Origin of the sequence: Sorangium sp. So ce448, assembly GCF_051520915.1 — a bacterium.
GTDB classification, from domain to species: Bacteria; Myxococcota_A; Polyangia; order Polyangiales; family Polyangiaceae; genus Sorangium; species Sorangium cellulosum_B.
Genome location: NZ_CP150343.1, coordinates 13,310,411 through 13,335,287 on the forward strand (window position 1 = coordinate 13,310,411; position 24,877 = coordinate 13,335,287).

Here is a 24,877-nt window from a genome sequence, read left to right on the forward strand (position 1 = left end):
CCCCCATGTCACCCGAAGAGATCTTCCAGGCGCTCCAGGCGAAGCTCGGCGAAGACGCGGTCTTCGACTTCCACCCCGTGTCCCCGAAGGATCGCGACGCCTGGCTCCAGGTGGCGCCCGCGAAGATCGAGCCCGTGTGCCGGCTCCTGCGCGAGGCGCCGGAGCTCGATTTCGATTACCTGGAGTGCGTCACCGGGGTCGACTATCCCGATCTCAAGAAGATCGTCGTCGTCTATCACATCTACTCGTACGCGAAGAAGCACCGGGTCGTCCTGAAGGTGTTCCTCGACCGGGAGAGCCCCGCGGTGTCGACGCTCGTCGACGTGTGGTCGGCGGCGAACTGGCAGGAGCGGGAGTGCTTCGACCTGCTCGGCGTGCGCTTCGAGGGGCACCCGGATCTCCGCCGCCTGCTCCTGCCCGACGACTGGGAGGGGCACCCTCTGCGCAAGGACTGGCAGGAGAAGGCCGAGTACCACGGCATCCCGACGCAGCGGCCGAACCCCGTCGAGCTCTTCAAGATCAAGCTCCCGAAGAAGGACGCGGAGGCGCCATGAGCCAGGTCATCTTCAGCGTCGACCGCGGGGGCGCGGAGCCGGGCGCCGAGATGGACGACGAGATGACCCTCAACATGGGGCCTCATCACCCGTCGACCCACGGCGTGCTCCGCTTCATCATCTCGACGGACGGCGAGATCATCCGGAAGGCGGTGCCGGACGTCGGCTACCTGCACCGGAGCATCGAGAAGATCGGCGAGCGCTGCACGTACAGCGGCTTCATGCCGTACACGGATCGCGTCGACTACATCGCCGCGATGTTCGCCAACGAGGCCTGGGCGAGCGCCTGCGAGAAGCTGATGGGCATCGAGGTGCCGAAGCGGGCGCAGTACCTCCGCGTCATCTCCTGCGAGCTCAACCGGATCGGGAGCCACATGATCGCGCTCGGCGCGATGGCGATGGACGTCGGCGCGGTCACGCCGTTCCCGTGGGCGCTGCGAGAGCGGGAGTACATCAACGACTTCATCGAGGAGCTGTGCGGCGCGCGGCTCACCTTCAATTACCACCGCATCGGCGGCGTGTCGTTCGACATGCCGAAGGGGTGGGCCGACAAGGTGAGGCACTGGCTCGACCGCTTCGAGCCGATCATGGTCGAGTTCGACCGGCTCATCAGCCTGAACGACATCTTCATCAAGCGCCTCGCCAACGTCGCCGTGGTCACGGCCGAGGAGGCGAAGGACTGGGGGCTCGTCGGCCCCAACCTGCGCGGGTCCGGCGTGAAATGGGATCTCCGCAAGGAGGACGCCTATTCGGTCTACCCCGAGCTCGAGTTCGACGTCCCCGTGGGCCGCGGGCGTTATGGGACCGTGGGGGACTGCTGGGACCGGTTCTACGTCCGTGTCGAGGAGTGCCGCGAGTCGGCGAAGATCCTCCGCCAGGCGCTCGACAAGATCGACGAGCACCCCGAGGACGACATCCTGGGCAAGCTGCCGAAGAAGATGCGGCCCGACGGGGAGGCGTACGCGCGCATCGAGAGCGCCCGCGGCGACATGGGCTGTTACGTCATCGGGCGTGGCGCGGAGGAGGCGTACCGGGCGCGCTTCCGGACAGGGAGCTTCACCGCGATGGCGATGATCGAGGCCAAGAGCCCCGGGCTGTTCCTGGCCGACCTCGTGGCGCTCATCGCGAGCTTCGACGTCGTGGCGCCCGAGATCGACAGGTGAGCTGGGCGAGGGGCTTGAGAGGGTAGCCGGCGAATGGCTGTCTCAGTCCTCGCTTGCAGGCAGCGGCGGGGGCGGCGGCAGCGCGCGGGGGGGCTCGAGGCGCGTCGGCTCCGCCTTGCAGTCGATGGTGCGGCCATCGCAGCCACAGACGTTCCCGCCCAGATCCTCGTAGACCGCCGGGGAGAGCTCGTCGACGTACCTCACGAGGTCGAGCGGCTCGCACGTGAAGGTCGTCGACGCGAGCCGCACCGTCGCGCCGACGTTGTAGATGCCGGCCGCGGTGCTCCGCTCGATCACGCTGTCCCGGACGAGGGCGTCCGCCTGACCCGTCTCGTTGTCGTAGGCGATGATGCCGTAGCCGTAGCCGTTCCCGCCGTCGAGCGTGCGCCCCAGGGTGTCCGTGATCGTCGTCGAGTCGACGGTCGCGTCCGAGTCGCTGAGGAAGAGGCCGCCGTCCCTGCTCGACTCGATAAGGACGTTGCGCAGGTGCGCGCTCGCGCGCTCGCCGAGGTCGGGCAGCGACTGGACATTGACGCCCCGGCCGACTTCCTCGTTCGACGGCAGCGGCCTCGTGTCGCGCACCACGGTCGAGTCCAGGGTCGCGTCGGCCCCGAAGACGGCGATCCCCATCCCGTAACTGCCTTCCACCGCGCTGCCGCGCACCTGGGCGCTCGAGCGCCGCTGATCGTGCGCGATCTCGATCCCCGCGCCGTAGTCCGGCGCGCCGGGGAGGATCTCCCGCACGAGGAGGCCGTCGATCTCGACGTCGGAGCCGTTGATGACGACCCCCCTCTCGCGGCTCCGCTCGACAAGGACGTGCCGCAGCGCCACAAGGGCGGGGCGGCCGTCGACGCGGCTCGGCTCGGTGTAGAGGCCCATGCCGTGGCCCGGATCGCCCTCTGTCAGCACCAGACCCGTGTCGCGCACGACCGTCGCCTCGATGGTCGCCTCGGCGCCGATCATCGCGATGGCGGCGGTGTGGTTCCGCTCCAGGACGCTGCCCCGGACCGTGAGGGTCCCCGGATCGAAGTCCGGGATATGGGTCGCCGTGAGCCCGGTGCCCGGCAGCTCCGCCGCGAGCCAGGCGACGTCGCGGACGACGCTGTCCTCGACGACGCCGTCCGCTCCGGAGAACCTGAACCCGAGCCCCCCGACGCGCTCGATAACGACGGATCGCGCCGTCACGCTCGCGCGGCGCTCGAACGACTCGACCTGCATCGCTATCGCATGGCCGTAGAACGGGTGCCCTCGGTCCTCGGTGGCGAGATCGATATCGCGCAGGACCGTGCCCTCCAGCGTCACGGCGGCGTCCGCCACGACCATGCCAGCGCCCGTTGTGTGCTCCACGAGCGCTCCGCGCACGGTCAGGCTCGTTTCGGAGTCCAGGCCTGCGGCGAGGAGGCCGATGTCGCTGGTGTCGTGGATCCAGACCCGCTCGACCACGACATCGCGCGCGTTCGCCACGCCGAGGCCCATGCCCTGCCCGCGGATCGCGATGTCGTGGATCTCCGTGGCGCTCGCGCCCCTGTCGACCTGGACGGCGATCGCCGCGGGCGGCCCGACGATCTCGACGCGCGCGGGGCACCGGCCCCAGAGCCGCACGGGCTGCCCTGAGATCAGCAGCTCTTCGGCGTAGCTGCCCTCCGCGATCGCGATCAGGGCGCCCTCGGCCGCGCGGTCGATCGCGTCCTGGATCGTCGTCCACGGCCTGGCCTCCGTGCCGTCGCTGTCCGTCCCGGCGTAGGCCGCGTCGACGAACTCGGTCGTCTCATCGATCGGCGCGTCGCCCCACGGGCCCGTCCCGCAGGGAGCGACCTCGCGCCACGCCGCCTCGCCGGGGACGGCCATCTGACCTGGCGGGCCCGCCTCCGCCGGCAGGACGGGCACGCAGCCCTGCGCTCCGTCGGGCGTGAAGCCGCTCCCGCACCGCCCGGGCGGGACCCCCGCCGGCTCGCAGCCCGCGCCGGTCTCCACCGCGCCCGGTGGGCACGGGAACGTGGGCCCGGCGTCCGTCCCTGCACCGTCGACCGGGTCGAGGCGCTGCACGCACGCAGTGAGCAGCGCGATCTGCAGGAGAGAGAGGGAGAGCCGGTCTAGACGCATGGTGCTTCGGTGCCTCGCGGGAACGATACGCGCTCCTCGTCCCCGAGGCGCCCTCGGAGACCCGCCTGCGCATGTTGAGCGAAACCTCGCTCACTTGGGCGCGTAGTTGCGCATCGAGGGCAGCATCGTGGGGATGCCGCCCGCGCCCCGGGCGCCGCTCTGCCGGTCCCGGGCTGTGGTCGTGAGCTCGGGCCCCGCGGCATGCGCGTTGCTTTGACCTGAAGGAACGAAGGAACGCGAGCCTCGGGGCTGGAGCGGCGCCGGAAGGCACGCTCGCTGTCCGGCTCGACGATCACGGGGTGTCACAGGCGACATGCCGCCTTGGACCTCAAGGACTCTTCGGAGCGCATCCGAGAGGGCGCGCGCGGTCGTTCGCGAATCCTCGCGAGCGACCGCGCGCGTCGATACGTAGTCAACGTCTGTAAGGAGATTGCCATGCTCACCATCCAGAATACCGAGTCGATGATCGAGACGCAGACGACCGCCGGCGCGACCGACGTCGTCGACACGAAGGCCGGCGTGCAGCGTCTCGAGCTCACCCTCAAGAAGATCAGCGAGAAGAGCAACGAGACGCTCCAGGCCGTCCCGCTGAGCTCCGCCTGTACGAGCGGGTGCTTCTCCTCGGTCAGCTCGATCAGCGTCTCGTCGAGCTCGTCCTTCGACAGCCTCGACGAGGGGCAGCTCGAGAGCGTCATCCGCATGCACGACAAGGCGATCGACGTCATGGGCCAGGACGCCCTCGTCTCGGCCGCGATCGCCAAGGGCGTCGAGCTCGGCGCCGACAAGAAGTGAACCCGTAGGCGCACCCTGGGCGGCCCGGACGCGCGTCGCGCGTCCGGGCTCCCGGGGCGCCGCCTGCCCCGCTCAAGGAGCCGCCACCATGCCGGAGATCTCGCTCATCGATCGCCTCGCGCCGCTCATCGACGAGCGCTGCGGGATCATCCGCCGTGTCCGGCGCTTCATTTTTCCCCCCGGGTTCGAGGGGCAGATGCACGGCTTCACCGCGTTCCTCGGCAGGCCCGCGGCGCTCCACCCGGGCCCGTCCCGCACGGGCTCGAAGCTCGGGTCGCTCACGGGCTCCGGCACGGCCGTCGACGAGACCACGGCCCAGATCCGGGCCGTCTGCGAGGCCCTCGAGCGCTACTGCGGCGTCATGTACCCGACCGAGGGGGTGCTGCGCGCGACGCCGCGCTCGCTCGGCGATCGCGCGCTCGACCCCGCGCGGCTGCCGCGCTGCTCTGCGCGCGAGCGGGCCCGCGCGCCGTCGGCCTTCCGCCTGCGCGAGCCCGATCCGGATCGCGACGAGCTCTGGGTGCGCGGCTTCTCGCTCACCCACGAGCGCCCGATCTGGGTGCCGCTCACGGCGACGTACATGGGGTTGCCGCTGCCGATCCGCGACCACGCGCTCTTCCCGCTCTCGACGGGGTTCGCGGCGGGCGCGAGCTTCCGGCAGGCGATCCTCTCCGGCCTGTGCGAGGTGATCGAGCGCGACAGCCTCGCGCTGTTCTGGCTGCACCAGCTCCGGATGCCGCGCATCGCGCCCGGGAGCGCGCGGAGCCCGCTCGTCGCGGCGCTCCTCCGCAGCGCCGAGGCCGCGGGCACGGAGACGGCGCTGCTCGATCTCACGACCGACGTCGGCGTCCCGGTGATCGGCGCCGTGCAGACGTGCGCGCACGGCGCGCCGCACGCGATCGCGATGGCGGCCTGCCGCCCCGACGGCGAGGCCGCGGCGGCGCGCGTCCTCGAGGAGGTGGGGAGCCTGCGGGTGGCGCTGAGCGAGCCCGCTCCGCCGGTCACCCGGGCGTCGTTCTTCACCGACGCCGATCAGACACCCGAGTCGTTCGGGCGCCTCTACGCGGGGCCGGACGGCCCGGCGCGGTTCGCGTTCGCCACGCGCGAGGCGCCGGTCGCGACCGCCTTCCCCCGCGCGATCGAGGGCGACGACCCGCTCGCGGCGATCGTCGCGCGGCTCGCGGCGCTCGGCATGGAGGTGGTCGCCGTCGACGTGACGATGCCCGAGGTCCGCGACTTCGGGATCGTCGTCGTGAAGGTGATCGTGCCCGAGCTCCTGCCCATCAGCTTCACCCACCACGCGCGGTACCTCGCGCACCCCCGCCTGTACGACGCGCCGGAGAGGCTCGGGTACGGCGCTCGCACAGAGGAGTCGATCACCGATGATCCGATCCCGTTCGCCTGAGGAGAGCCCGGCCCCGGAGCGCCCCGCCGGCGCGCCCGCTGTGCACGTCCTCCGTGACGGAGAGCTCGGCGCCCGCTGCGCGGAGCTCCTGACCGGCGCGGGGGCGCGGGTCACGACGTCGGCGCTGGGCGCGGGCGCGCCGGAGGCGCTGCCCGACGCGGTGATCGTCCTCGCGACCGATCGCCCCCGGCCCGCGGCGGCGCTCGCGCTCGACGCGGCGGCGTTCGCGGCGCGCGTCGCCTGGACGTCGGGCACGCTGCTCGCGCACGAGCTCCGCATCGGGCCGTCGATCGTCCCCGGCCGCACGCCGTGCTTCGCGTGCTTCTCGCGGCGCGTGCGCTCGGTCGCGCTGGACCTCGAGGCGCACGACGCCCTCGAGGCGCTCGGGGCCTCGGGCGACCCTGGCCCCTGGTTCCAGGGCGAGCTCGCGGCCGTCACCGAGCAGGCCGCGGCGCTGCTCGCCGCGGAGGCGCTCGCGCTCTCCAGGGAGCGCGGCGCGCCGGAGCCGCCCCGCGCCGGAGCCGCGCGCATGGGGCGCTTCTGGGAGTGCGACGTCACGTCGGGCGCGCTCCGCGCGCGGCGCTTCGCCCGGGTCGGGCTGTGCGGGCGGTGCGCCGCCGGCGAGCACGCTGCGGGGCGCGGGGCGTCGCTCGCGGGGTACTTCGCCGAGCACCCGCTCGCGATCGCCGGGTCGTCCGGCGTGGGAGGTGAACGATGAGCCCGTCCGATGATGCCTACGAGGCCCGCGATCTCAGCCGCTTCGCCGAGCTTTACTGGGAGCTCCGCTGCCCGGAGCGCCCGCGCTTCGTCGAGGATCTCCTCCGCGTGACGCTCCCGGGCGGAGAGCTCCACGTCCTCGGCGGCGAGGCGCAGATCATCCAGGGCGCGTCGCTCCCGTGGGTGATGGAGAACCTCGTGCCGCTGCTCGACGGGACGCGCACCGTCGGCGACGTCGAGGCCGCGTTTCCGGGCGTCGTGGCCTCCGACCTGCGGGACGCGATCCACCTGATGCACATGCACGGCATGCTCGAGGAGGGCGAGGGCGCCGCGGCCGACGAGGCCGAGGAGCCGCGCCGGGCGCAGCGCGCGTTCTTCAGCAGGTACCTCCGCCGGACCGGGCGCAACCGCAGCCGGGGGGAAGCGCAGCGGGCGCTCGAAGGCGCGCGCGTGCGCGCGCTGGGGGACGGCGACGCGTCGCTCGCGGGGATGCTCGTGACGATGCTCCGCGAGGCGGGCGTCGCCGACGTCCGCCTCGCCGCGAGCGCCGGGGAGCTCGCGCAGGGCGAGGTCGATCTGGCCGTGGTGATCGGCGAGCAGGGAGCGCTCGAGGCGGCGGCGCGCGCGTGCATCGCGGCGCGCGTCCCGATGCTCGCGGCGAACCCCGGCACGTGGACGATCGGGCCGCTCACGATCCCCGGGGCGTCCGCGTGCCCGGCGTGCGTCCGGCTCCAGATCGGCGCTGCCGCGGCGGATCCGGCGCTCGACGACGGCGCTCTTCGCGCGCTCTGGGGGCGCGCGCTCGTGAGCCGGGTCGCGCAGCACGTGATCTTCCACGCGAGCGGGCTGCTCGCGGTGGCCCCGCTGGAGCACGTCGAGGTGTGGCGGCCCGGCGCCGGCGAGACGGCGCTCCACCCGTTCATGACCAGGCTGCCCAGCTGCCCGCTCTGCGGCGGCGACGCGCCGCCGCGGACGGCGACACTCCCGTCCGGCCACGCGGAGAGCCTCGCGCGGATGTTCCACAACACGACGGTCGTCCAGCCGTGGCACATCGGCCAGCACGCGGGGATGCAGGCGCACATCAGCCCGGAGGTGCGGAAGCTGCAGAGCACGCCGGCCGCGCCGTCGCCGCGGCGGCCTCCGGAGGGCGCCGGCGCGCAGGTCGCCACGCCGCTCGCCGCGGCGTTCGGCGCGCCGGTGGGGGCCGCGCTGTCGCGCCGGCGCGACGCGACGGGGACGCTCGACGCGGGCGCGCTCGGCGCGCTGCTCGAGCTGAGCTTCGGCGGGCGCGTCGAGCGCCGCGCCGAGGGCGAGGCCCACGTGCGTCGCACCACCGCGTCGGCCGGGAACCTCGGCTCGGCGGAGGCGTACGTCGCGGCGGCGCGGGTCCCCGGGATCGCGGCGGGCGTCCACCGGTTCGAGCTCGCCGCGCGCGCGCTCACGCCGCTCCGCACGGGCGTGGCCGCGGGCGCCCTCGCGCGCGCCGTGCTCGCGGGCGGGAGCGCCGAGCACGCCGCGGCCGTGGAGTCCGCGGGCGCCGTGATCGTCGTCGTCGGCTCGGTCGCGCGGGCGTGCTCCAAGTACTACGCGCGCGGGTACACCTACGCGCTGATCGACGCCGGGTTGATGGCCCACCGCGTGGAGCTCCTCGCCCAGGAGCTCGGCCTCGCGGCGACGGCGGTCTGGACGTTCGACGACGAGGCCGTCGCGCGCGTGGTCGGCGTCGATGGCATCGATCTCGCACCGCATCTCCTCATCGCGCTCAGGGGCGCAGCCACGGAGGCCCGCGATGTCTCTCGCTGATCACAGGATCTCGTCCACGCTCGCCGCGGCGACCCAGCCCCTGCGGGGGGTCGCCGAGCTCGTCGTCGCGAGCCGCTACCCCGAGACGCGGCCTTCGCCGGAGCCGGCGCTCCCCGCGCCGTCGCCGCTGCCCGGGGACGCGGAGCGCGCCGTCTCGCTGCCCGCGCCGCGCGCGCTCGAGCCGGTCCAGCGCTCGCTCGCGTCGGTCATCGCCGCGCGGCGGAGCGGGAGGCTCTCGGCGGGGGCGATCGACGCGGCGACGCTCGGGACGCTGCTCGCGGTCGCCGCGGCGCGCCCGGCAGGGCTCGCGGACGCGACGCTCGATCCGCTGCTGTTTCCGGTGGTCTTCGACGTCGACGGTGTCCCGCCCGGCGCGCACCGGTACGACCGCGGCGAGCATCACCTCGCGCCGATCGGCCCGGCGCCGCCCGCGTGGATGGCCGAGACCGCGATCCTGCAGCGCGAGCACGCCACGGGCGTGGCGGTGCTCTTCCTGGTCGTCCCGATCGGGCGGTGGCTCGTGGCGTTCGGCGATCGCGGCTACCGGGGCGCGGCGTTCGCGGCGGGGTGGCTCACCGATCGCCTTTATCTCGTCGCGGAGACGCTCGGGCTCACCTACACGGCGACCGGCGGCTTCGCCCCCGCGGTCGTCGACGAGGTCCTCGGGCTCGACGGCCGCGATCATACGGCGTTCTTCGCGTTCGCCGTCGGAGGGCACCGCCAGCCGGCCTCCCGAGAGGCGCCTCGCGGAGGGCAGCCGCGATGAGCCGCGGGCTCCAGATCGCGCCGTGGGGCGCGCTGCGCGTCGCGGGGATGCCGGCCGACGCGCTCGCCGGGCTCCGCCTCCGCGAGAGCCCCGCGGTCGAACGCGAGCTCGCCGTGGCCGAGCTCGAGCTCGCGGCCGCGCGGGCGGACGCGGCGGCGCGCATGTTCGACGTCGTGCGCGGGTGCGAGGACGAGGCGCTGCGCCGCGCGGCGCTCGAGGTGAAGCGGCGGCTGTTCAACGGAAAGGCCGTGGCGGCCGGCGCGCTCGAGGGCGCCAGGACCGCGCCGCCGGAAGGGGCGCGCGCCGCGCTCGCGCTCGTCGACGCGCGCGCGGCCCGGTGCGCCGCGCTGGAGGAGCGCTACGAGGCGACGTTCGCCGCGGAGTGGATCGCCGCGTCGGAGCGCTTCCGGAGGACGCTCGGAAGCTCGCGCCTGCTCGGGGGGATCCTGCTCTCGAGCGCCGACCATTATACCACGGCGCAGAAGCTCGCTGAGATCCCGAGCGGCGCGCCGCTCACCTCGGCGCAGCAGATCCGCGAGGCCACGATCGCGCGTTACGTCTTCCGTGCGACGGCGCGGACGACTCCGTTCGCGGGGTTCGCGGGCGTCGCGCTGCTCGACCTCTCCGCGTCGTCCGACGGCGTCTGCAGCGCGCTGCGCACGCCCGAGGAGGCGCGGTGGCGCAGCCTCCCGCAGCTCGCGCTCGCGCACGCCGGGGAGCTCGTCGCGCGCGCGATGTCTTCCTCGTCTTCTTCCCCCGCTTCCCCGGCGGCTCACGCCCACGCACGCGCGCGCCTGCCGCTCCGGATGAACCCGCTCCGGCGCTTCGTGGCGGGCGCCGCGCCGTCGGTCGTGTTCTCGCGCGCCGGGTCGGGCGAGCTGATGTCGCTCGGGTGGACCCCCGCCGTCGCCCGCCTCGTCGAGGGCGCCGAGGGGCGCACGCTCGAGGACGCCGCCCGGGCGCTCGCGTCGGACGACGCCGATGAGCGAGTGTGCCGCGACGTGCTCGAGCAGCTTGTCGAGGCGGGCATGCTCGAGCCGGCGAGCGTCCCGATGGGGCCGACCCCTGCGGCGCTGCGCGCCACGGCGGACGCCCTGGGCGAGATCGGGTGCGCGGGCGCGCCGGACGAGCTCCGCTCGGTAGCGCGGCGCCTCGAGGACTACGCGACCGCCGGCGTCGAGACCCGCGCGCGCCTCGCCGCCGAGCTCGGCCGCGGCCCTGGGCGCTCGTCCTTGCTCGAGGATGTCATGGTGGACGGCGCCTCCGGCGCGGAGCTCCCTGTCCCACGCGGGGCGCTCGCCGAGGCGCTCGATCCGGTCGTGCGCTTCGTGCGCGCGAGCGCCTGCGGGGCCGCGCACCGCCGGCTCTGCGCGGCGTTCATCGAGCGGTTCGGTCGCGACGGCGTGTGCGACGACGTCGGCGCCTTCGTGACCGAGATCCTCGAGGACCCGCGGCGCGTCGCGCTCATCCGCGGCGCGTCCGAGCCGATCCGCTGGATCGACGCGGAGCTCGGCCGCGTCGCCGCCGCGGCGACGGGCGACGTCGTGCGCCTCGATCCAGGCCTCTTCGAGGGGCTCGCCGCGCCGGGCGGCGACGCGCCGTCGTCGATGGCGCTCTTCCTCCAGATCGCGCCTCCCTGCCCGCGCGACGGCGGAGAGCCGCGCGTCGTGCTCAACGGCGCGCAGGCCGGGCGCGCGAAGTACCTGTCGCGCTACCTCGCGGACGCCGAGGGGCGCGCCCCCGAGGCCCTCGAGGCGATCCGCCGCCGCCTGGCGCAGCAGGGCGGTCCGCTGCCCGTCGAGCTCTCGCCCACGCTCGGCCTCAACTTCCAGGTGCACCCGCGCCTCACGGAGTGGGCGATCGAGCTCCCGTGGGAGCCGAGTGCGCCCGGCGACAAGGTCCTGCCGCTCCGCGATCTCTCGCTCCGCTTCGACGCGGCGGCGGTCGAGCTCCGGCTCCGATCGCGGCGCCTCGGCCGCGAGATCGAGCCGATCCACCTCGGCTTCCTGCGGGACGCCGCGCTCCCCGATCCGCACTTCCTGCTCCGGGCGCTCTCGCCGCGGCTCCGCGACGACACGGTGGCGGAGCGGGCGGACCTCTACAACGTGCTCGATCGTCTCGACCTCGCCCGGGGCGTCGCGCCGGCCCCGCGGCGCCCGCGCCTCACGGTCGGTCGCGTCGTGGTGGAGCGCGCGCGGTGGGCGATCCCTGTGAGCGCGATCCCGCGCAAGGAATCGAAGCAGCCGTACGCGTCGTACTTCCGCGCGATCGCGCGCCTGCGGCGCGAGCTCGATCTCCCGAGCCGGGGGTTCGCCCGGTACGTCGGGCGGGAGGTGGCCGGCTACGGCTTCACCGAGACGAACATGTACGTCGACTGGGAGAGCCCGTTCACGCTGATCGGGCTGGCTCGCCTGCTCGGCGGTCCCGGCGACGTGAGGAGCGGGTACCTCGTCTTCACCGAGCTCCTGCCGGAGCCCGAGGCGTCGTGGCTGCGCCTCGACGGGAGGCCGCACGCGGCGGAGCTGCTTGTCGAGATCGACGGCGAGAGGAGCGCGCGATGAGCTGGATCTACCGGAAGCTGTTCCACGATCGGGGCATCGAGGGCGAGGGGACCGACGCGCTCCTCCTCGGGCTCATCGATCCGCTCGTGTCCGAGCTCGAGCAGCGCGGCGCGATCGATCGCTTCTTCTTCCTCCGGTACGCCGAGGGAGGCGACCACCTGCGGTTGCGCGTGCGCGTGGCGCCCGGGCGCGACCCCGCCGACGTGGCGGCGCGCGTGGACGCCGCGGCTGCGTGCTGCGCCGCCGTGTCGCGCGCGGAGGCCGCCGTGTACGAGCCGGAGCTCGAGAAGCACGGAGGGCCCGCGGGGATGGAGATCGCGGAGCGACAGTTCTTCGCCTCGAGCAGGTTCGCGCTCGGCTGTATCCGGAAGACGGCGGGGCGACCGCGGGCGCGCGCCCTCGTCGCGGCGTGCGCGCTCGACGCGCTGCTCGCGCGCGCGGGCATCACGGGCGACGCGCGGCGGTCGTTCCTCGCGGGGTACGCGCGGCACTGGCGCACGTTCGCCCGCGCGATCTCGGGCGTGGATCTCATCGGCGCAGCGCCGGACGCCGAGTCGGTCGCGCTGGTGCGCGCGCTCGTGCGGGGAGAGGGGCTCGCCGCGCTCGGCGAGCTCGTCGACGGCGAGCGCGCGCTCCTCACCGCGTTCGACGCCGATCTGCCCGAGCTCGCCGAGGCGTCGCGGCGCGGAGCGCTCGGCGTGTCGCTGGCGACCGTCGTGACCAACCTCGCCCACACGTTCCACAACCGCCTCGGGCTCACGCTCGCCTTCGAGGTGTGGGTGGCCGACGCGCTCGCCGAGGCAGGCGCCCCGCGCGAGCCGCCGCGGGCTCGCCCGCCCGGCGTCTCGCCGGGCGAGGCGTGGCAGCGCCTCGCCCGCGCGGCCGAGCAGCGCCGGCCCGTCACCGCGCTGCTCGACCCGGGCGACAACGCCGCGCTCGACGCGCTCCGCGACGCAGCCCGCCGCGACGGCCTCCGGTTCCTCTTGTCCGCCGGGCCCGCCGGCGGGATGTCCGCGCCCTTCGCGCTGCTGCGCGCCCTCGCCGACGCCCACCCGGCGGGCGGCGCGCTCCTCGCTGCCCTCGGCCGCATCGAGGCCGCGCACGACGCGCCGGAGTGCCCGCTGCCGCCCGACCCGGCTTCCGTGGCCGAGGCGCTCCGCGCGTTCCTCGCGGAGCACACGCTCGATCCCACGGTGCTCGTCCTCCGCGACGTCGACCGCGCCGACGCCGACACGCAGCACGCCGTCGCGTACCTCGCGCGCGCCGTGGAGACGGAGCCGCTCGCCCTCGTCGTCACCGCGAGCGGGCGCCCGAGCCCCGGGTGGGCCGCGATCGTGGCCGAGATCGAGGAGGGGCCGGGGCTCCTCCGCGTCGCGACCGCGCCCGCGCCCGAAGGCGAAGCGGCGGCCGCCCCCGCGGCGACGCCGGGGCCCGCGATGGTCGCGCGGGGCGAAGCGTTCTGCCGCGCCGGCGCGCTGCACGAGGCCGCCGCGATCCTCGGCGACGCCCTGGCGTCGCCCGGCCTCTCGCCCGCGGCCCGGGCCGACGCGCTCGTGGCGCTCGCGAGGACGACGCTCCGCATGTCGCGCCCCGCCCTCGCGCGGCAAGCGGCGGAGGCGGCGCTCCGCCTCGGCCTCCCGGAGCGCCGCCGCGCGCTCGCGCGGCGCGTCCTCCTCGCCGCGCTCCACAACCTGGGCGAGACCGCCGCGCTCGACGCGCTCCGGGACGAGGTCGCCCCGCAGCGCTTTGCGCCCGACGCGTCCGCCGCGGAGCGCTGCTGGGCGGAGCTCGACGCCGCGCTCGTGTGCGCGACCGACGAGCGCCGCGCCGAGCACGAGGCGCGGCTCGACGCCCTGCTCGCCGCGCCGCGCGGCGACGTGCCGCCGCAGTGCCTCGCCGCCGCGCATGCGTGGCGCGGCGCCGCGCACGCGGCCAGCGGCGAGCACGAGCGCGGCCTCGCGCACCAGCGCCGGGCGCTCGCCTTCGCCGAGGAGCTCGCCGATTTCCGCCGCGCCCTCATGGTGCGCGTGCGCCTCGCGAGCAGCGTCGCAGCCGCGGGCGAGCTCGCCGAGGCGGCGGCGCTCTTCGAGATCGCGGCCTGTCACGCGGCGTGGATCGGCCTCTTCGACCTCGCGTCGCTCGCCGCGCAGAACGCGATCTCGCTCGGCCTCGCGCGCCGCGACGCGGCCCCGGTCCGCGCCTGGCTCGACGGCGCGCGGCCCGCGCGCGCCCGCGTGTGGCGCTCGCCCTACGGCGAGCTCGCCGTGCTCTTCGCGCGCGCCGAGTCGGCCCTCGCGCGGGGGGAGGCCGGGGCGGCGGGGGCGCACCTCGATCGCCTGCACGCGCGCCTCGCCGCGCTCGGGGGGGCCGCCCCGCGGAGCGCGCCCCTGCTCGCGCTCGCCGCGGCGCACCTCGAGGCCGACGTCGCCGCCGCCGCGGGCGACGACGCCGGCAGGGCGGCCGCGCTCGCGCGCGCCGCGGAGCTCACCCCGGGCGTGCCGCCGGAGGAGCGGCGGCTCGTCACGGCCATCGCCCGCGCGCGGCGCGACGCCTGCCGCGCCGACGGCCGCCGCGACAGGCCGGTGGTCCTCGGTTTGCAGAGCACTTGAACGAGAACGAACTCGAGCCGCGCCAGCCATGGCGCAGAGCGAAGGAGAAGCATCGTGGAGACTCTGACCAAGCTTCCGCCCATGCCGGGGCTCTCGGGCCCCGAGAAGAAGCGCTTCATGAACGGCACCCATCGCGCGGCCTCACCCGAGGAGACCTTGGATCGGATCAAGGGCTTCATGCCGGCGATGGGGATCACGCGGATCGCCAACGTCACGGGGCTCGACGCGATCGGGATACCGGTCGTCGTCGTCTGCCGCCCCAACTCGCGCTCTCTCTCGGTCAGCCAGGGAAAGGGGCTGACGCTCGCGGCGGCGAAGGTCTCGGGGCTGATGGAGTCGATCGAGGCCTATCACGGCGAGAACATCGTCCGGCCGCTGCTCCTCGGCTCCTCTCGCGAGCTCCGGCGCTCCCACGCGATAGCCGACGTCTCCGCGCTGCCGCGGACCTCGAGCGTGCCGCTCGACGAGGACACCCCGCTCCTGTGGGCCGAGGGCTACGACCTCATGCGCGGCGCCCCTGTGTGGGTCCCCTACGAGCTCGTGCACGTCAACGCCACCGCCACGGGCCGCGTCAACCCGGGTATCTTCTGCTGCTCGACCAACGGGCTCTCGTCGGGGAACGGGCTCCTCGAGGCGGTGAGCTACGGTATCTGCGAGGTGGTCGAGCGCGACGCCACGGCCGTGTGGGGGGCGCTCACCGACGAGGAGCGGGACGCGAGGCGGCTCGATCTCGACAGCATCGATGATCCCGGCTGCCGCGATGTGCTCGCGCGATTCTCTGCCGCCGGGATCGCCGTCGGCGCGTGGGAGACCACCTCCGACGTCGGTATCCCCTCGTACGAGTGTCTGATCGCCGAGCGGACGGAGGACGCCGTCCGGGCGCTCCACGGCTCCGGCGGGCAAGGCTGCCACCCGTCGCGCGCCGTCGCGCTGCTGCGCGCCCTCACCGAGGCCGCGCAGACCCGGCTCACGGTCATCTCGGGCGCGCGCGACGACCTCCTCCGGACCGAGTACGACCGCCACCGGAGCCCCGACCAGGTCCGGCACCTCCGCCGGCTGCTGACGGCGCGCGGAGAGCGCCCGTTCTCCGCGGGCCCGACGTTCGCGGGCGACACGTTCGAGGACGACGTCGCCTGGCAGATCGAGCGGCTGCGCGCGGTCGGGATCGACAGCGTCGTCGCCTTCGATCTCACGAAGCCGGAGTTCGGCATCCCCGTCGTCAAGATCGTGATCCCCGGGCTCGAAGGGATCCACTCGTTCCCCAGCTACATCCCTGGCCGCCGGTTCCGCCGCGCGCTCGAGCGCCGGAGCGGGAGCGCAGCGAGCCTGAAGGAGATCGCATGAGCATCATCGTCTTTGTCGGTCCGACCCTCTCGCTCGAGGCCGCGCGGGCGGAGCTCGACGCCCTCTATCTGCCGCCGGTCTCGCAGGGCGACGTCTACCGGGCATGCGCGAAGCGCCCGAGCGCCATCGCGATCATCGACGGCTACTTCGAGCGGGTCCCGGCGGTCTGGCACAAGGAGATCCTCTTCGCGATGGCGCAGGGCATCCACGTCTTCGGGAGCTCCAGCATGGGGGCGCTGCGCGCCGCCGAGCTCTCCGCCTTCGGCATGGAAGGCGTGGGCGCCATCTTCGAGGCGTACCGCGACGGCCTCCTCGAGGATGACGACGAGGTGGCCGTCGTCCACGGCCCCGCGGACAGCGGCTTTCGCGCCGGCTCCGAGGCGATGGTCAATATCCGCAGGACGTTCGACGCCGCGGCGGCCGCGGGCGCGATCTCCGCCGCCACGCGCGACGCGCTCACGTCGGTCGCAAAGTCTCTTTACTATCCCGACCGCGTCTATCCCGTGATCCTCGACGCCGCGTCCCGCCACGGCGTCCCGCAAAGCGAGCTCTCGTCGCTGCGCGACTTCCTCCCGAAGGGGCGCGTCAACCAGAAGCGCGACGACGCGATCGCGCTGCTCCGGCACCTCCGCGCGCGCGCCGAGGCGGGCTTCTCGCTGAAGACCGTCACGTACAGGTTCGAGGTCACCGAGTTCTGGTGTCGCGCCGAGCAGGCCGCCGGCGAGATGGTCGCCGCGGAGCGCCCGAGCGCCGCCGGCGAGGCGTCGCCGTACGAGACGGTCGCCCTCGACAGCATCCTGGACGAGCTCCGGCTCGACGCGGCGGCTTACGGCCGGGCGAAGCGCGGGGCCATGCTCCGGTACCTCGCGCTGCAGGAGGCCGAGCGGCGCGGCCTCACCGTGGACAACGCCGCGCTGGAGCGGGCGTCCGACGCCTTCCGCCGCGAGCGGCGGCTCTACGAGCCGGACGACGTGAAGGCGTGGATGGGTCGGTTCAGCGTCGGCTGGGGCGAGCTGACGCGGCTGCTCCGCGACGAGGCGCTCATCGGCTGGGTCGAGAAGGCGGTCGACGAGGTGGCGCAAGGCCACGTCCGCGACCACCTCTCGGTCTCCGGCGAGTACGCGGAGCTGCTCTCCCGGGCCCGCGACAAGCAGCAGCGCCTCGCCGAGCTCGGCCTATCGAACCCCGCCTTCTCCGACGCCGGGATGGCCGAAGGCGACCTGATCCGGTGGTATTTCGAGCGATGCCTGGGCGCGCCCCTGCCGCCCGATCCGGCGAGCGCGCTGCGCTCCGCCGGCTTCGCCGACGCGGACGAGTTCAAGCGCGTGGCGCTGCGCGAGGTGTGTTATCGCCGCGTCGCGCGCGGCGACCGGGCCGCGAGCGCCTCGGCCCCGGAGCGCCGATGACGCCCGCGATCTCGCTCCGCGGGGCGACGAAGGTCTTCGCGTCGCGGCGGGCCGTCGACGCCGTGTCGTTCGAGGTGCGGCGCGGCGGCGCCACAGCCCTCCTCGGCCGGAACGGCGCCGGGAAGACGACGACGATGCGCCTCGTGACAGGCATCCTCCTCCCCGACGAGGGCGCGGTCGAGGTGCTCGGGGGCAGGAGCGACAGCGTCGCGATCCGCGATCGCGTCGGGTACCTCCCGGAGGAGCGAGGCCTCTACAAGCAGATGCCGGTCGCCGAGCACCTGGCCTTCCTCGGCGAGCTCAAGGGCGTCCGCCCGCGCCGCGCGCGCGAGAGCGCCGCGCGGCTCCTCCGGTCGCTCGAGCTCGATCACGTCGCGCGCGCGCGGATCGAGACGCTGTCGAAGGGCAACCAGCAGAAGGTGCAGCTCTGCGGCGCGCTCGTCCACGACCCCGAGATCCTCGTCCTCGACGAGCCCATGTCGGGCCTCGATCCCGTCAACGCCGTGCTCGTGAAGCGGCTCTTCGGGGAGCTCCGCGCCGCCGGAAAGACCCTCTTGCTCTCGACCCACGTCATGCCGCTCGCCGAGAGCCTGGCCGACCACGTGGTCGTCGTCGATCGGGGGCGCGTCGTCCTGGAGGGGCCCGTCGGCGAGGTGAAGGCGTCCTTCGCGGGCAACACAGCGCGGATCGAGTTCGACGGCGACGGGACCTTCCTCCTCGGCGTCGACGGCGTGGTGAGCGCGCGGATCGAGCCCGGCGTGGCGGAGCTCGTGCTGCGCGACGCCGGCGACGCGCAGCGGGCGCTCTCGGCGGCGCTCTCGCGCGTCCAGGTGCGGCGGTTCGAGGTCTCGTCGCCGTCGCTCGGCGAGATCTTCTCTCGCGTCGTCGGCGAGGGCGCCCCGCCGCCGCTCGCCCACAGGGCGCGCGCGGGTCGCGAAGCGGCGCTGGAGGCGTCATGAGCCGCATCCTCGTCGTGCTGAAGCGTGAGTACGTCGCCTCGGTGAAGACAGCGTCCTTCGTCCTCACGACGCTCCTCCTGCCGGTCCTCTTCGCGGCGGTGGGCCTGCTCCCTGCGCTCATCGTCGCCGTCGGCGCCGGTGACCGCTCGGTCGTCGTCGTCGACGGGACAGGCCGGCTCCGAGGGGTCGTGGAGGCCGCCTCCGCGGGCCTGGCCGAGGAGGCGTCGGCGCGGTCCAGCGCGAGGTCGCTCGGCGCCGCGATGGGCAGCGCTGTGCTCCCGAGGGCCGCCCGGCTGCGGCTCACCTACGTGGCCCCCGGGGATGCCGCTGCCACGAGCGCGGCCGTCGCGGCGCTGCTCGACGGCGCGAGGGCGGGCATCGAGGCGGGAGGGCACGGCGTGGACGGCGTGCTGGTGCTCCCGCCCGCGATGCTCGAGGACCCCGGCGCGCGGGGCGCGCTGTACGCGAAGGGGGCTGACCTCGATGCCGTCGAGCACGCCGCGGCGGTGGTGGCGCGCGGCGTCGCCGTGGCGCGGTGGACGGCGCGCGGCCGCGACGCCGCCGAGATCGAGGGCCTCCTGTCGCCCCCTGCGTTCGACTCGGCGCCGCTCTCCTCGAGCGGCCCCGGGGGCCCCGGCGGAGACCTCGACCTGCTCGTCGCCTTCGGCTTCGGCGGCCTGCTCTTCGTCGCGATCCTCTTGAATGGTCGCGAGATCTTGCGCCGCATCGTGCAGGAGAAGTCGGACCGGATCATGGAGATCCTCCTCTCCTCGGTGACGCCGTTCGAGCTCCTGTCCGGGAGGATCCTTGGCCTCGCCGCCGCCGGCCTCACGCAGATCCTCGTGTGGCTCGGGATGGCGGCTGTCGCGGGCGTCGCGACAGGCGCGCTGGGAGGGCCGCCCCTCATCGACGCCGACACCCTGCTTCGTCCCATGGTCGCCGTGTACTTCGTCGTGTTCTTCCTGCTGGGGTATCTCGTGAACGTGGCTGTCTATGCCGTCGGGGGCGCGGCCGCGAGCTCCGAGAAGGCCGCGCAGCAGCTGATGAGCCCGATCTCGATGGCGCTCTCCGCGCCGCCGTTCTTCCTCGTGGTCATCGCCGGTCACCCCGGCTCGACGCTCGCCGTCGTGCTCTCGATGATCCCGATCTACGCCCCGATGGTGATGTTCGTCCGGGTCCTCGTCTCCGAGCCGCCGCTCTGGCAGATCCTCGTCGCCATCGGCGGCACAGGCGCGACCGTGCTTCTCTTCATCTGGGTCGCTGCAAGGGTCTTCCGGGCAGGCGTCCTCTCCCATGGATCGACGCCGACCCTCCGCGAGCTCTGGCGCTGGGCCCGCGCCAGGTGACGCGGGCCGACGGCGCGATCGTCTGTCCGGACGCGCGGCGCGGCGCTCTCAAGCCGCCGACAGCGTCTTGCCTGTCTCGAGCAGCGTCTTCAGATCGCTCAGGATATAGCTCCAGCCACCGCCGGCTTCCTTGATCGCGCCCGATGTGATGGCGGCTGTCTTGGGCGCGTCGCCGACCTCGTGGGTCACGGTCAGCGACGTGATGCCGTAGGGGCTCACCTCGATCTCCCAGGTAAGTCGCCTGAAGCCTTCCTCCTTCATCTCGGGATCCCAGAGGATGCGCCACGTCTGAACGAGCTTTCGCGGGGGATCGGCCTCGATGACCTCTCCATCGATGATCACGCTGGGGCCGCCGTGCTGGGACATCTCCGCGTTCGCGAACGCCTGGTATTTGCCCCCGGGGCGCAGATCGTACTCCGCGCGGGCGCAGTACCCGTACCTCTCGATCCACTCGGGCTTCGTGATCGCTTCCCAGACGGCCTCGGGCGTCGCCTTGATGTGGACTCGGTAGACGTGGACCGGCTTCTCACTCTTCGTCGTCATTGTTCTTCTCCAGGTGTTTCTTCAGATCAACGAGCGCCGAAATGCGCCCCTCGGTGTACTTGTCGATCCAACGATCGTGGATCTGGCGAATGGGGACCGGATTCAGGTAGTGAAGCTTCTTCCGGCCCGATCGAACCGTGACGACGAGCCCCGCGGCTTCGAGCACACGGAGGTGCTTCATCACGCCGAACCGCGACATCTCGAGCTCGGACTCGAGCTCCGTGAGCGTGAGGCCGTCACGCGCGAAGAGCCGGTCGAGGAGGGAGCGCCGGGTGGGATCGGCCAGCGCCTTGAAGACGCGATCGTCGTCCGTCACCTCCCTGATATGTTACCAAATGGTCACCTGTCAAGGTCCGGGATGCTCGGCCGGCGCGGATCCGGGCGCGGGCCGCTCCAGGTGCGCGGATGTAAGATGTGAGGCGCAGGGTGTGCGGCCTGATCGAGAGCGGTCGGGCGGCCGGCAAGCGGGGCGAGAGGCGACCTCAGAAGCCTTCGCCGTTTTCGAGGATCGACGGGCAGAGCGCGCGGACGCCCGCGCACTCCGCGGGAGGCTGCAAGAGGTCGAGGCTGGACCCGCACGAGAGCGCCTTGAGGGTGCCGGCCATGGCGATCAGGCAGGTCTTGGCCTCCGCGACCGTGACGGTGCACCCCTTGAAGTCGTACGTGAAGCACCTGCTGGACGTCAGAGGTTCATTTGCAGAGAGGAGGCACGCCCGCCAGATGGCCGCGCACTCCTCTATGTCAGAGGCGTTGAGCAGTCCGATGAGATCGCACTGGTCTGCTTTCGCGAGCTTCATCGGCTCTTTGAGGTCGTCGCACACCTGACTGGCCTCTTTGGTCGTCAGCTCGCCGAGCTGCCGGTTCTCGTCGAGGGCGCTCGCGGTCTCGTCCCCATCGTCGCCGCACGCCGCGAGCGCGAGCCCAGCCGCCAGGACCTCGAGAAGCGTCATCCGTCTCATTCGAGCTCTCCTTGACGAGGAAGGTGCGTTCCTGGCCGTTCAGGACCCGCAGGCGCCCCGTCGCCCCGACGATACCCGCGCTCCGCGAGCTCGGGCAGCGTCCGATCCGGAACGCCACGTCGGCCTTGCGTGCCACGCGGTCGACGGTCTCGTCGGTGAAGCTCAGGTCGGCGGAAAGCGCGGGATGGCGCTCGAGGCATGCACGGTCGCGCGCAGCTCGCGGAGGTGCTCGGCCCACCGCATGTCATGGCCTGGGCGGGGAGGAGGCGTGACGGGCGCGGCTCCGGACAGGGAGCTTCACGGCGATGGCGACGAGGCCAGGCTCCTCGGGCTGTTCCTGACCGACCTCGTTGCGCTCATCGCGCGCTTCGACGTCGTGACGCCCGAGATCGACCGGTGACCTGGGGGAGGGGCGACCTCAGGAGCCTTCGCCTTCGGTCTCGCCGAGCTCCGGGCACTTCTCGTTGACGACCGCGCACGCGGCGGGCTGCTGCGCCAGGTCCGCGATGCTCGATTCACACGTGAGCGCTCTCATGGCGCTCGTCATTGCGGTCATACAGGCCTTCATCTCTGCGACCGTGGCGGTGCACCCCGCGAACTCGGACGGATCGCACGAGCCGATCGGCTCGGGATCCTCCGGCTCGCTGATGCACTGGTCCTTGAAGGTCTCGCAATCCCCCCCGAGGATGGTGTTGCCCAGCCCGATTAGCTCGCACGAGTCCTCCTTCGACAACTCGATCGACCCTGCGATGTCCGCGCACACCTGCTGGGACTCCGCGGCCGTCAGCTCGTCGAGCTGCTTGCCGTCGAGGTCGCCCCCGCCGCTGGTGTTGCCGCCGGTCTCGGCCCCATTGCCTGCCTCGTCATCGCCGCACGCCACGAGCGAGAGCCCGGCCATCAAGAGTCCAAGAAGCTTCATTCGTGTCATCGAGTACTCCATCATCGAGAAGGTCCACCTGGGTGTCCGCGCGGCGCTCGAGACGGCTCCGCCGGAGGAAGCGGGCGAGCTGCCCCGTCGATCAGGCAGGCGCCCATGCGTGAACCTACTACGACCAGTATCGAACTTTCCTTCCTCACCATCGCAAAATGGACCGCAGCCTCCGGCCCGGGGCTCGCCGTGCGCGGCCGAGGCGCTCTCCGGACCGCGCATCCCGGCGCCGGTCACGTCGCGCGCCGGCGTCTCCGGGGAGGTGAGGGAGAGCCCGGCGGCGCCGCCGGCTCCCCGCTGCGGCCCGCGTCCCACTGCGCGACCACGCGCTTCGGCGCCACGCGGCGCCAGGCCCCCACGAGCAGCTCTTCCAGGAGCGTCCGCTCGACGCGGCGGAGCTCCACCCGGGTCCAGCCCTGGTGTCCCCACGGCGTCACGGAGAAGACGTCGGGCTGCGCCTGCACCAGGCTGTCTTGCTCCTCGAGGGACAGCTTGAGGACCGCGCGCTCCTCCGCCACCCAGTGGGTCGCGAAGATCTTCCCTCGCACGCGGAACGATGGTTTGCCGAAGTGGTCCTGCTCCTCGGCCTCGGGAAGCGACAGCGCGAGCTTTCGAAGATCGTCGGAAGAGATCACGGCGGTGCGCCTCGGCGGCGAGGATACGGCGCTGTCGTGACGGAGCTCAAGCGCGCGCCGCCCCGAGGACCGCCGACGCGCGGTGGCGAGAGAGGGAACGGGCGCTGGGGCGCCACACCGCCGGGCAGGCGCGGGTCATCCCCCTCCTCCTCGACGCCGGCTGGCGCGTCGGCGGCGGACGCGGGGCTTGGGAGGCGCGGGACCGACGGCGCGGCCGCGGACCCCGCTGCCAAGGATCGCGGGCGTCGGCGAGCCGCCGCCTCGGCCCGGGCGCGAGGACGAGACGGATGAGCCGTAGCCCGAGCTCGGACTATGGGGCGTCGAACTCCACGACGACGTTGTTATGGCACTCCGTCAGACCGCCGCACGCTGTCCCCGGATGGCCGATATGCGTATCGTCGTGCTGCCATGCCTTGACGGCGAGCCGATACTCTACCCATCCACCAGGGACGGAGGTCAAGGGAAGGGGGCTGCTCGTCCCTCCAGCTCCGTGCGGAAAGTTTTCAGGATCGTAAGTGCAGGTTCCGCCCACGAGGCTTCCGAACATGTTGCCCCCCTTGACGAAGACCCAAGTGCTCGTCGAGGCGAATGGGATCACGACTCTGAAATAAAGGCCCCACGTGAGCGCCGTATGATTGCAGTCGAAGGCCGACGAATTCACGTTGGGGCCGTAATGAGGGGTCATCACCTTGGCGTTCGTGCCATTCTTGAAATTGAGCCAGGTGTAGCCCATGCACTCCGAGGCGGTGAACCCGGCGACTTCAACCGAGGAATCGCTGCCGGACAGCGTGCCGAGGTCGAGATCGATCGGCAACGTTCCTGCTCGAAGCTCGTCGATGCAGCCCTCGGGAAGATCGCTCATCTCGACTTCGTGAGCGTGGGCATCCCGTTCCCAACCAAGCACGGGGGCTGCCAAGGTGATAGCACTTGCGATGATAAGATTCGCGGATCGCATGGATGAATTTCTCCTTGATTGAACCGGCCGATGGATACATCGAGATGCAAGTGCCCGAGCCGAGGTCCACCGTGCGCCGAGGGGCGACCACGACGCTCGAGCAACCTCCCGGAGCCAGCGAGGCGGCCGCGTTCGGCCCAATCGGCGGTACGCTGAGAAGCGATGGAAGTAACCGCGTGCGCTCCGGAAACTCGAAGCTCCTTCTCCATCTCGCTCGGAGGTCAAAGCACGTCTTGTGCCGCGCGCAGAGGGCGCTTGCTTTCTCGAACCGTCGCGTTCCACACGCCGGATCATGGGTCGTCCGCACGTGAAGTGCGGCCCATTCCTCCGTGACATGTCACGGATCGCAGCGTGACATGTCACGGATCGCAGCGTGACATGTCACGGATCGCAGCGAGCTTCAGGCCGACGCGGTGTTATGGGCTCATGCCGGCGACGTCGATCAGCGCCGCGCGCGTCCGGGTGGGGGTCGTCCCGCTGAACTGCTTCACGTCCCGCGCGAGGTGCGCCTGGTCGTAGTAGCCGAACCGCTGGGCGAGCTCCGCCCAGGTCCCCGTGGCGCCCGTCTTGAGGTGCCGCACCAGCCGGTCGAAGCGCACGAGCCGCGCGAGGAGCTTGGGCGGGACGCCGACGTGCTCGCGGAAGAGGCCAATCACGTGCTTCTGACTGTAGCCGAGCTCGCGCGCGAGGGCGCGCATGTCGACGGCGCCCCCGCGCTCCTCGATGCGGCGGAACGCCCACGAGACCACGCCGACCTCGAGCCGCGTTTCGTCCACGCGCTCGCCGAGCGCCCGCTCGATCAGGTCGAAGCGCGCGTCCCAGGTCGGGAGCTCCTCGAGGCGCTCCGCCAGCCGGGCGTGCTTCCTGGGCAGCAGATCGCGCGCCGGGATCACGCGCCCGGTCAGCTCCGCCATGGGCACGCCGAAGAAGAGCCGCGCCCCGATGGGGGTGAGGTTCACCTGGAGCCCGCGCTGGAACCCGTCGTGCTCGGTGATCGTGAAGGTGGCGTCGAGGCCCGCGACGAAGCCGCCGGGGTGCGAGGAATGACGGCGATCGCTCCCCGCGTCGAACACGCGCAGCGGCGGTCCGAACTCGATGATCACGACGACCTGCGGCGCCGGCAGCTCGCGCCGCCGCAGCGGCCCGGGCGTCTCCTCCGTGTAGCCGCTGTAGTCGCGGATGTACGGGCGGAGGCGCGGCGCCGGGGGCCGCGTCGCGATCTCCCAGCGGCCCTCACCGGAGTTGCCTCGGGTGATCCGCGCGCGAGGCGCCAGCGCTTGCATCGCAGGGGAAGGGTACCCGTCGATGCGTGCGCGAGCCAGCCGCGCG

General features: G+C 73.0%; 22 protein-coding genes. 14 read left to right on the forward strand and 8 right to left on the reverse strand.

Translation table 11 applies throughout. The features are described 5' to 3' along the window. The first annotated feature begins 5 nt into the window (after positions 1-5). Both WMF45_RS50120 and WMF45_RS50125 read left to right on the forward strand, forming a co-directional pair. Complete coding sequence (locus tag WMF45_RS50120) at positions 6-554, forward strand: NADH-quinone oxidoreductase subunit C (RefSeq protein WP_437714444.1); 549 nt, start codon at positions 6-8, stop codon at positions 552-554. Beyond that, complete coding sequence (locus WMF45_RS50125) at positions 551-1,717, forward strand: NADH-quinone oxidoreductase subunit D (RefSeq protein ID WP_437714445.1); 1,167 nt, start codon at positions 551-553, stop codon at positions 1,715-1,717. The genes WMF45_RS50120 and WMF45_RS50125 overlap by 4 nt, the downstream gene beginning before the upstream one ends. 42 nt (positions 1,718-1,759) lie before the next feature. On the opposite strand, the gene WMF45_RS50130 is transcribed toward WMF45_RS50125, so the two are convergent. Continuing rightward, the gene (locus WMF45_RS50130; protein WP_437714447.1) at positions 1,760-3,820 is read right to left on the reverse strand and encodes a hypothetical protein; all 2,061 of its coding nucleotides are present in this window, start codon (positions 3,818-3,820) and stop codon (positions 1,760-1,762) included. A gap of 435 nt (positions 3,821-4,255) precedes the next feature. Between WMF45_RS50130 and WMF45_RS50135 the strand changes: the two genes are divergently transcribed. The 11 genes from WMF45_RS50135 (at position 4,256) to WMF45_RS50185 (ending at position 19,528) form a co-directional block, all read left to right on the forward strand. Further along, a complete protein-coding gene (locus WMF45_RS50135; protein WP_437714449.1) occupies positions 4,256-4,612 on the forward strand; it encodes a hypothetical protein in 357 nt (118 codons plus the stop codon). Between the two features lie 88 nt (positions 4,613-4,700). After that, positions 4,701-6,017 (forward strand): YcaO-like family protein, encoded by a 1,317-nt coding sequence (locus WMF45_RS50140; protein ID WP_437714450.1) that lies wholly within the window; start codon positions 4,701-4,703, stop codon positions 6,015-6,017. Next, a complete protein-coding gene (locus WMF45_RS50145; RefSeq protein ID WP_437714452.1) occupies positions 5,995-6,735 on the forward strand; it encodes a hypothetical protein in 741 nt (246 codons plus the stop codon). Before WMF45_RS50140 ends, WMF45_RS50145 begins: the two co-directional genes overlap by 23 nt. Further along, complete coding sequence (locus WMF45_RS50150) at positions 6,732-8,537, forward strand: SagB family peptide dehydrogenase (RefSeq protein ID WP_437714454.1); 1,806 nt, start codon at positions 6,732-6,734, stop codon at positions 8,535-8,537. The genes WMF45_RS50145 and WMF45_RS50150 overlap by 4 nt, the downstream gene beginning before the upstream one ends. Beyond that, positions 8,524-9,303 (forward strand): nitroreductase family protein, encoded by a 780-nt coding sequence (locus tag WMF45_RS50155; protein WP_437714456.1) that lies wholly within the window; start codon positions 8,524-8,526, stop codon positions 9,301-9,303. Before WMF45_RS50150 ends, WMF45_RS50155 begins: the two co-directional genes overlap by 14 nt. After that, on the forward strand, positions 9,300-11,864 hold the full coding sequence (locus WMF45_RS50160) for a lantibiotic dehydratase (RefSeq protein ID WP_437714458.1): 2,565 nt from the start codon (positions 9,300-9,302) through the stop codon (positions 11,862-11,864). The genes WMF45_RS50155 and WMF45_RS50160 overlap by 4 nt, the downstream gene beginning before the upstream one ends. Then, positions 11,861-14,473 (forward strand): thiopeptide-type bacteriocin biosynthesis protein, encoded by a 2,613-nt coding sequence (locus WMF45_RS50165; protein WP_437714460.1) that lies wholly within the window; start codon positions 11,861-11,863, stop codon positions 14,471-14,473. Before WMF45_RS50160 ends, WMF45_RS50165 begins: the two co-directional genes overlap by 4 nt. Positions 14,474-14,527: 54 nt before the next feature. Beyond that, positions 14,528-15,817, forward strand: coding sequence for a YcaO-like family protein (locus WMF45_RS50170; RefSeq protein WP_437714462.1), 1,290 nt, complete (start codon positions 14,528-14,530; stop codon positions 15,815-15,817). Beyond that, complete coding sequence (locus WMF45_RS50175) at positions 15,814-17,223, forward strand: TfuA-like protein (protein WP_437714464.1); 1,410 nt, start codon at positions 15,814-15,816, stop codon at positions 17,221-17,223. Before WMF45_RS50170 ends, WMF45_RS50175 begins: the two co-directional genes overlap by 4 nt. After that, on the forward strand, positions 17,220-18,182 hold the full coding sequence (locus WMF45_RS50180; RefSeq protein WP_437714466.1) for an ABC transporter ATP-binding protein: 963 nt from the start codon (positions 17,220-17,222) through the stop codon (positions 18,180-18,182). The genes WMF45_RS50175 and WMF45_RS50180 overlap by 4 nt, the downstream gene beginning before the upstream one ends. After that, positions 18,179-19,528, forward strand: a complete 1,350-nt coding sequence (locus WMF45_RS50185; protein ID WP_437714468.1) for an ABC transporter permease — start codon at positions 18,179-18,181, stop codon at positions 19,526-19,528. The genes WMF45_RS50180 and WMF45_RS50185 overlap by 4 nt, the downstream gene beginning before the upstream one ends. 48 nt (positions 19,529-19,576) lie before the next feature. Here WMF45_RS50185 and WMF45_RS50190 read toward each other — a convergent pair whose 3' ends face one another. The 3 genes from WMF45_RS50190 to WMF45_RS50200 all read right to left on the reverse strand — a co-directional run bounded on the left by WMF45_RS50190 (position 19,577) and on the right by WMF45_RS50200 (position 21,021). Next, complete coding sequence (locus WMF45_RS50190; RefSeq protein ID WP_437714470.1) at positions 19,577-20,071, reverse strand: SRPBCC family protein; 495 nt, start codon at positions 20,069-20,071, stop codon at positions 19,577-19,579. Beyond that, positions 20,055-20,387, reverse strand: coding sequence for an ArsR/SmtB family transcription factor (locus tag WMF45_RS50195; protein ID WP_437296829.1), 333 nt, complete (start codon positions 20,385-20,387; stop codon positions 20,055-20,057). The genes WMF45_RS50190 and WMF45_RS50195 overlap by 17 nt, the downstream gene beginning before the upstream one ends. A 166-nt stretch (positions 20,388-20,553) precedes the next feature. After that, the gene (locus WMF45_RS50200; protein WP_437714472.1) at positions 20,554-21,021 is read right to left on the reverse strand and encodes a hypothetical protein; all 468 of its coding nucleotides are present in this window, start codon (positions 21,019-21,021) and stop codon (positions 20,554-20,556) included. A gap of 277 nt (positions 21,022-21,298) precedes the next feature. Between WMF45_RS50200 and WMF45_RS50205 the strand changes: the two genes are divergently transcribed. After that, positions 21,299-21,430, forward strand: coding sequence for a hypothetical protein (locus WMF45_RS50205; RefSeq protein ID WP_437714474.1), 132 nt, complete (start codon positions 21,299-21,301; stop codon positions 21,428-21,430). 18 nt (positions 21,431-21,448) lie between these two features. Here WMF45_RS50205 and WMF45_RS50210 read toward each other — a convergent pair whose 3' ends face one another. The 4 genes from WMF45_RS50210 to WMF45_RS50225 form a co-directional block, all read right to left on the reverse strand. Continuing rightward, the gene (locus tag WMF45_RS50210; RefSeq protein ID WP_437714475.1) at positions 21,449-21,958 is read right to left on the reverse strand and encodes a hypothetical protein; all 510 of its coding nucleotides are present in this window, start codon (positions 21,956-21,958) and stop codon (positions 21,449-21,451) included. Between the two features lie 233 nt (positions 21,959-22,191). Continuing rightward, complete coding sequence (locus WMF45_RS50215) at positions 22,192-22,593, reverse strand: MmcQ/YjbR family DNA-binding protein (protein ID WP_437714477.1); 402 nt, start codon at positions 22,591-22,593, stop codon at positions 22,192-22,194. 310 nt (positions 22,594-22,903) lie between these two features. Continuing rightward, on the reverse strand, positions 22,904-23,548 hold the full coding sequence (locus tag WMF45_RS50220) for a hypothetical protein (RefSeq protein WP_437714479.1): 645 nt from the start codon (positions 23,546-23,548) through the stop codon (positions 22,904-22,906). 416 nt (positions 23,549-23,964) lie between these two features. Continuing rightward, on the reverse strand, positions 23,965-24,831 hold the full coding sequence (locus tag WMF45_RS50225) for a helix-turn-helix domain-containing protein (protein WP_437714481.1): 867 nt from the start codon (positions 24,829-24,831) through the stop codon (positions 23,965-23,967). Between the last annotated feature and the right edge of the window lie 46 nt (positions 24,832-24,877).

Excerpts from the sequence above, each read along its gene's own strand:
- WMF45_RS50155 (WP_437714456.1), top strand. The coding sequence starts at position 8,524 with ATGTCTCTCGCTGATCACAGGATCTCGTCCACGCTCGCCGCGGCGACC.
- WMF45_RS50190 (WP_437714470.1), bottom strand. The coding sequence starts at position 20,071 with ATGACGACGAAGAGTGAGAAGCCGGTCCACGTCTACCGAGTCCACATC.
- WMF45_RS50160 (WP_437714458.1), top strand. The coding sequence starts at position 9,300 with ATGAGCCGCGGGCTCCAGATCGCGCCGTGGGGCGCGCTGCGCGTCGCG.
- WMF45_RS50185 (WP_437714468.1), top strand. The coding sequence starts at position 18,179 with ATGAGCCGCATCCTCGTCGTGCTGAAGCGTGAGTACGTCGCCTCGGTG.
- WMF45_RS50140 (WP_437714450.1), top strand. The coding sequence starts at position 4,701 with ATGCCGGAGATCTCGCTCATCGATCGCCTCGCGCCGCTCATCGACGAG.
- WMF45_RS50120 (WP_437714444.1), top strand. The coding sequence starts at position 6 with ATGTCACCCGAAGAGATCTTCCAGGCGCTCCAGGCGAAGCTCGGCGAA.
- WMF45_RS50220 (WP_437714479.1), bottom strand. The coding sequence starts at position 23,548 with ATGCGATCCGCGAATCTTATCATCGCAAGTGCTATCACCTTGGCAGCC.
- WMF45_RS50180 (WP_437714466.1), top strand. The coding sequence starts at position 17,220 with ATGACGCCCGCGATCTCGCTCCGCGGGGCGACGAAGGTCTTCGCGTCG.
- WMF45_RS50175 (WP_437714464.1), top strand. The coding sequence starts at position 15,814 with ATGAGCATCATCGTCTTTGTCGGTCCGACCCTCTCGCTCGAGGCCGCG.
- WMF45_RS50225 (WP_437714481.1), bottom strand. The coding sequence starts at position 24,831 with ATGCAAGCGCTGGCGCCTCGCGCGCGGATCACCCGAGGCAACTCCGGT.
- WMF45_RS50135 (WP_437714449.1), top strand. The coding sequence starts at position 4,256 with ATGCTCACCATCCAGAATACCGAGTCGATGATCGAGACGCAGACGACC.
- WMF45_RS50130 (WP_437714447.1), bottom strand. The coding sequence starts at position 3,820 with ATGCGTCTAGACCGGCTCTCCCTCTCTCTCCTGCAGATCGCGCTGCTC.
- WMF45_RS50165 (WP_437714460.1), top strand. The coding sequence starts at position 11,861 with ATGAGCTGGATCTACCGGAAGCTGTTCCACGATCGGGGCATCGAGGGC.
- WMF45_RS50125 (WP_437714445.1), top strand. The coding sequence starts at position 551 with ATGAGCCAGGTCATCTTCAGCGTCGACCGCGGGGGCGCGGAGCCGGGC.
- WMF45_RS50145 (WP_437714452.1), top strand. The coding sequence starts at position 5,995 with ATGATCCGATCCCGTTCGCCTGAGGAGAGCCCGGCCCCGGAGCGCCCC.
- WMF45_RS50150 (WP_437714454.1), top strand. The coding sequence starts at position 6,732 with ATGAGCCCGTCCGATGATGCCTACGAGGCCCGCGATCTCAGCCGCTTC.
- WMF45_RS50200 (WP_437714472.1), bottom strand. The coding sequence starts at position 21,021 with ATGACGCTTCTCGAGGTCCTGGCGGCTGGGCTCGCGCTCGCGGCGTGC.
- WMF45_RS50210 (WP_437714475.1), bottom strand. The coding sequence starts at position 21,958 with ATGACACGAATGAAGCTTCTTGGACTCTTGATGGCCGGGCTCTCGCTC.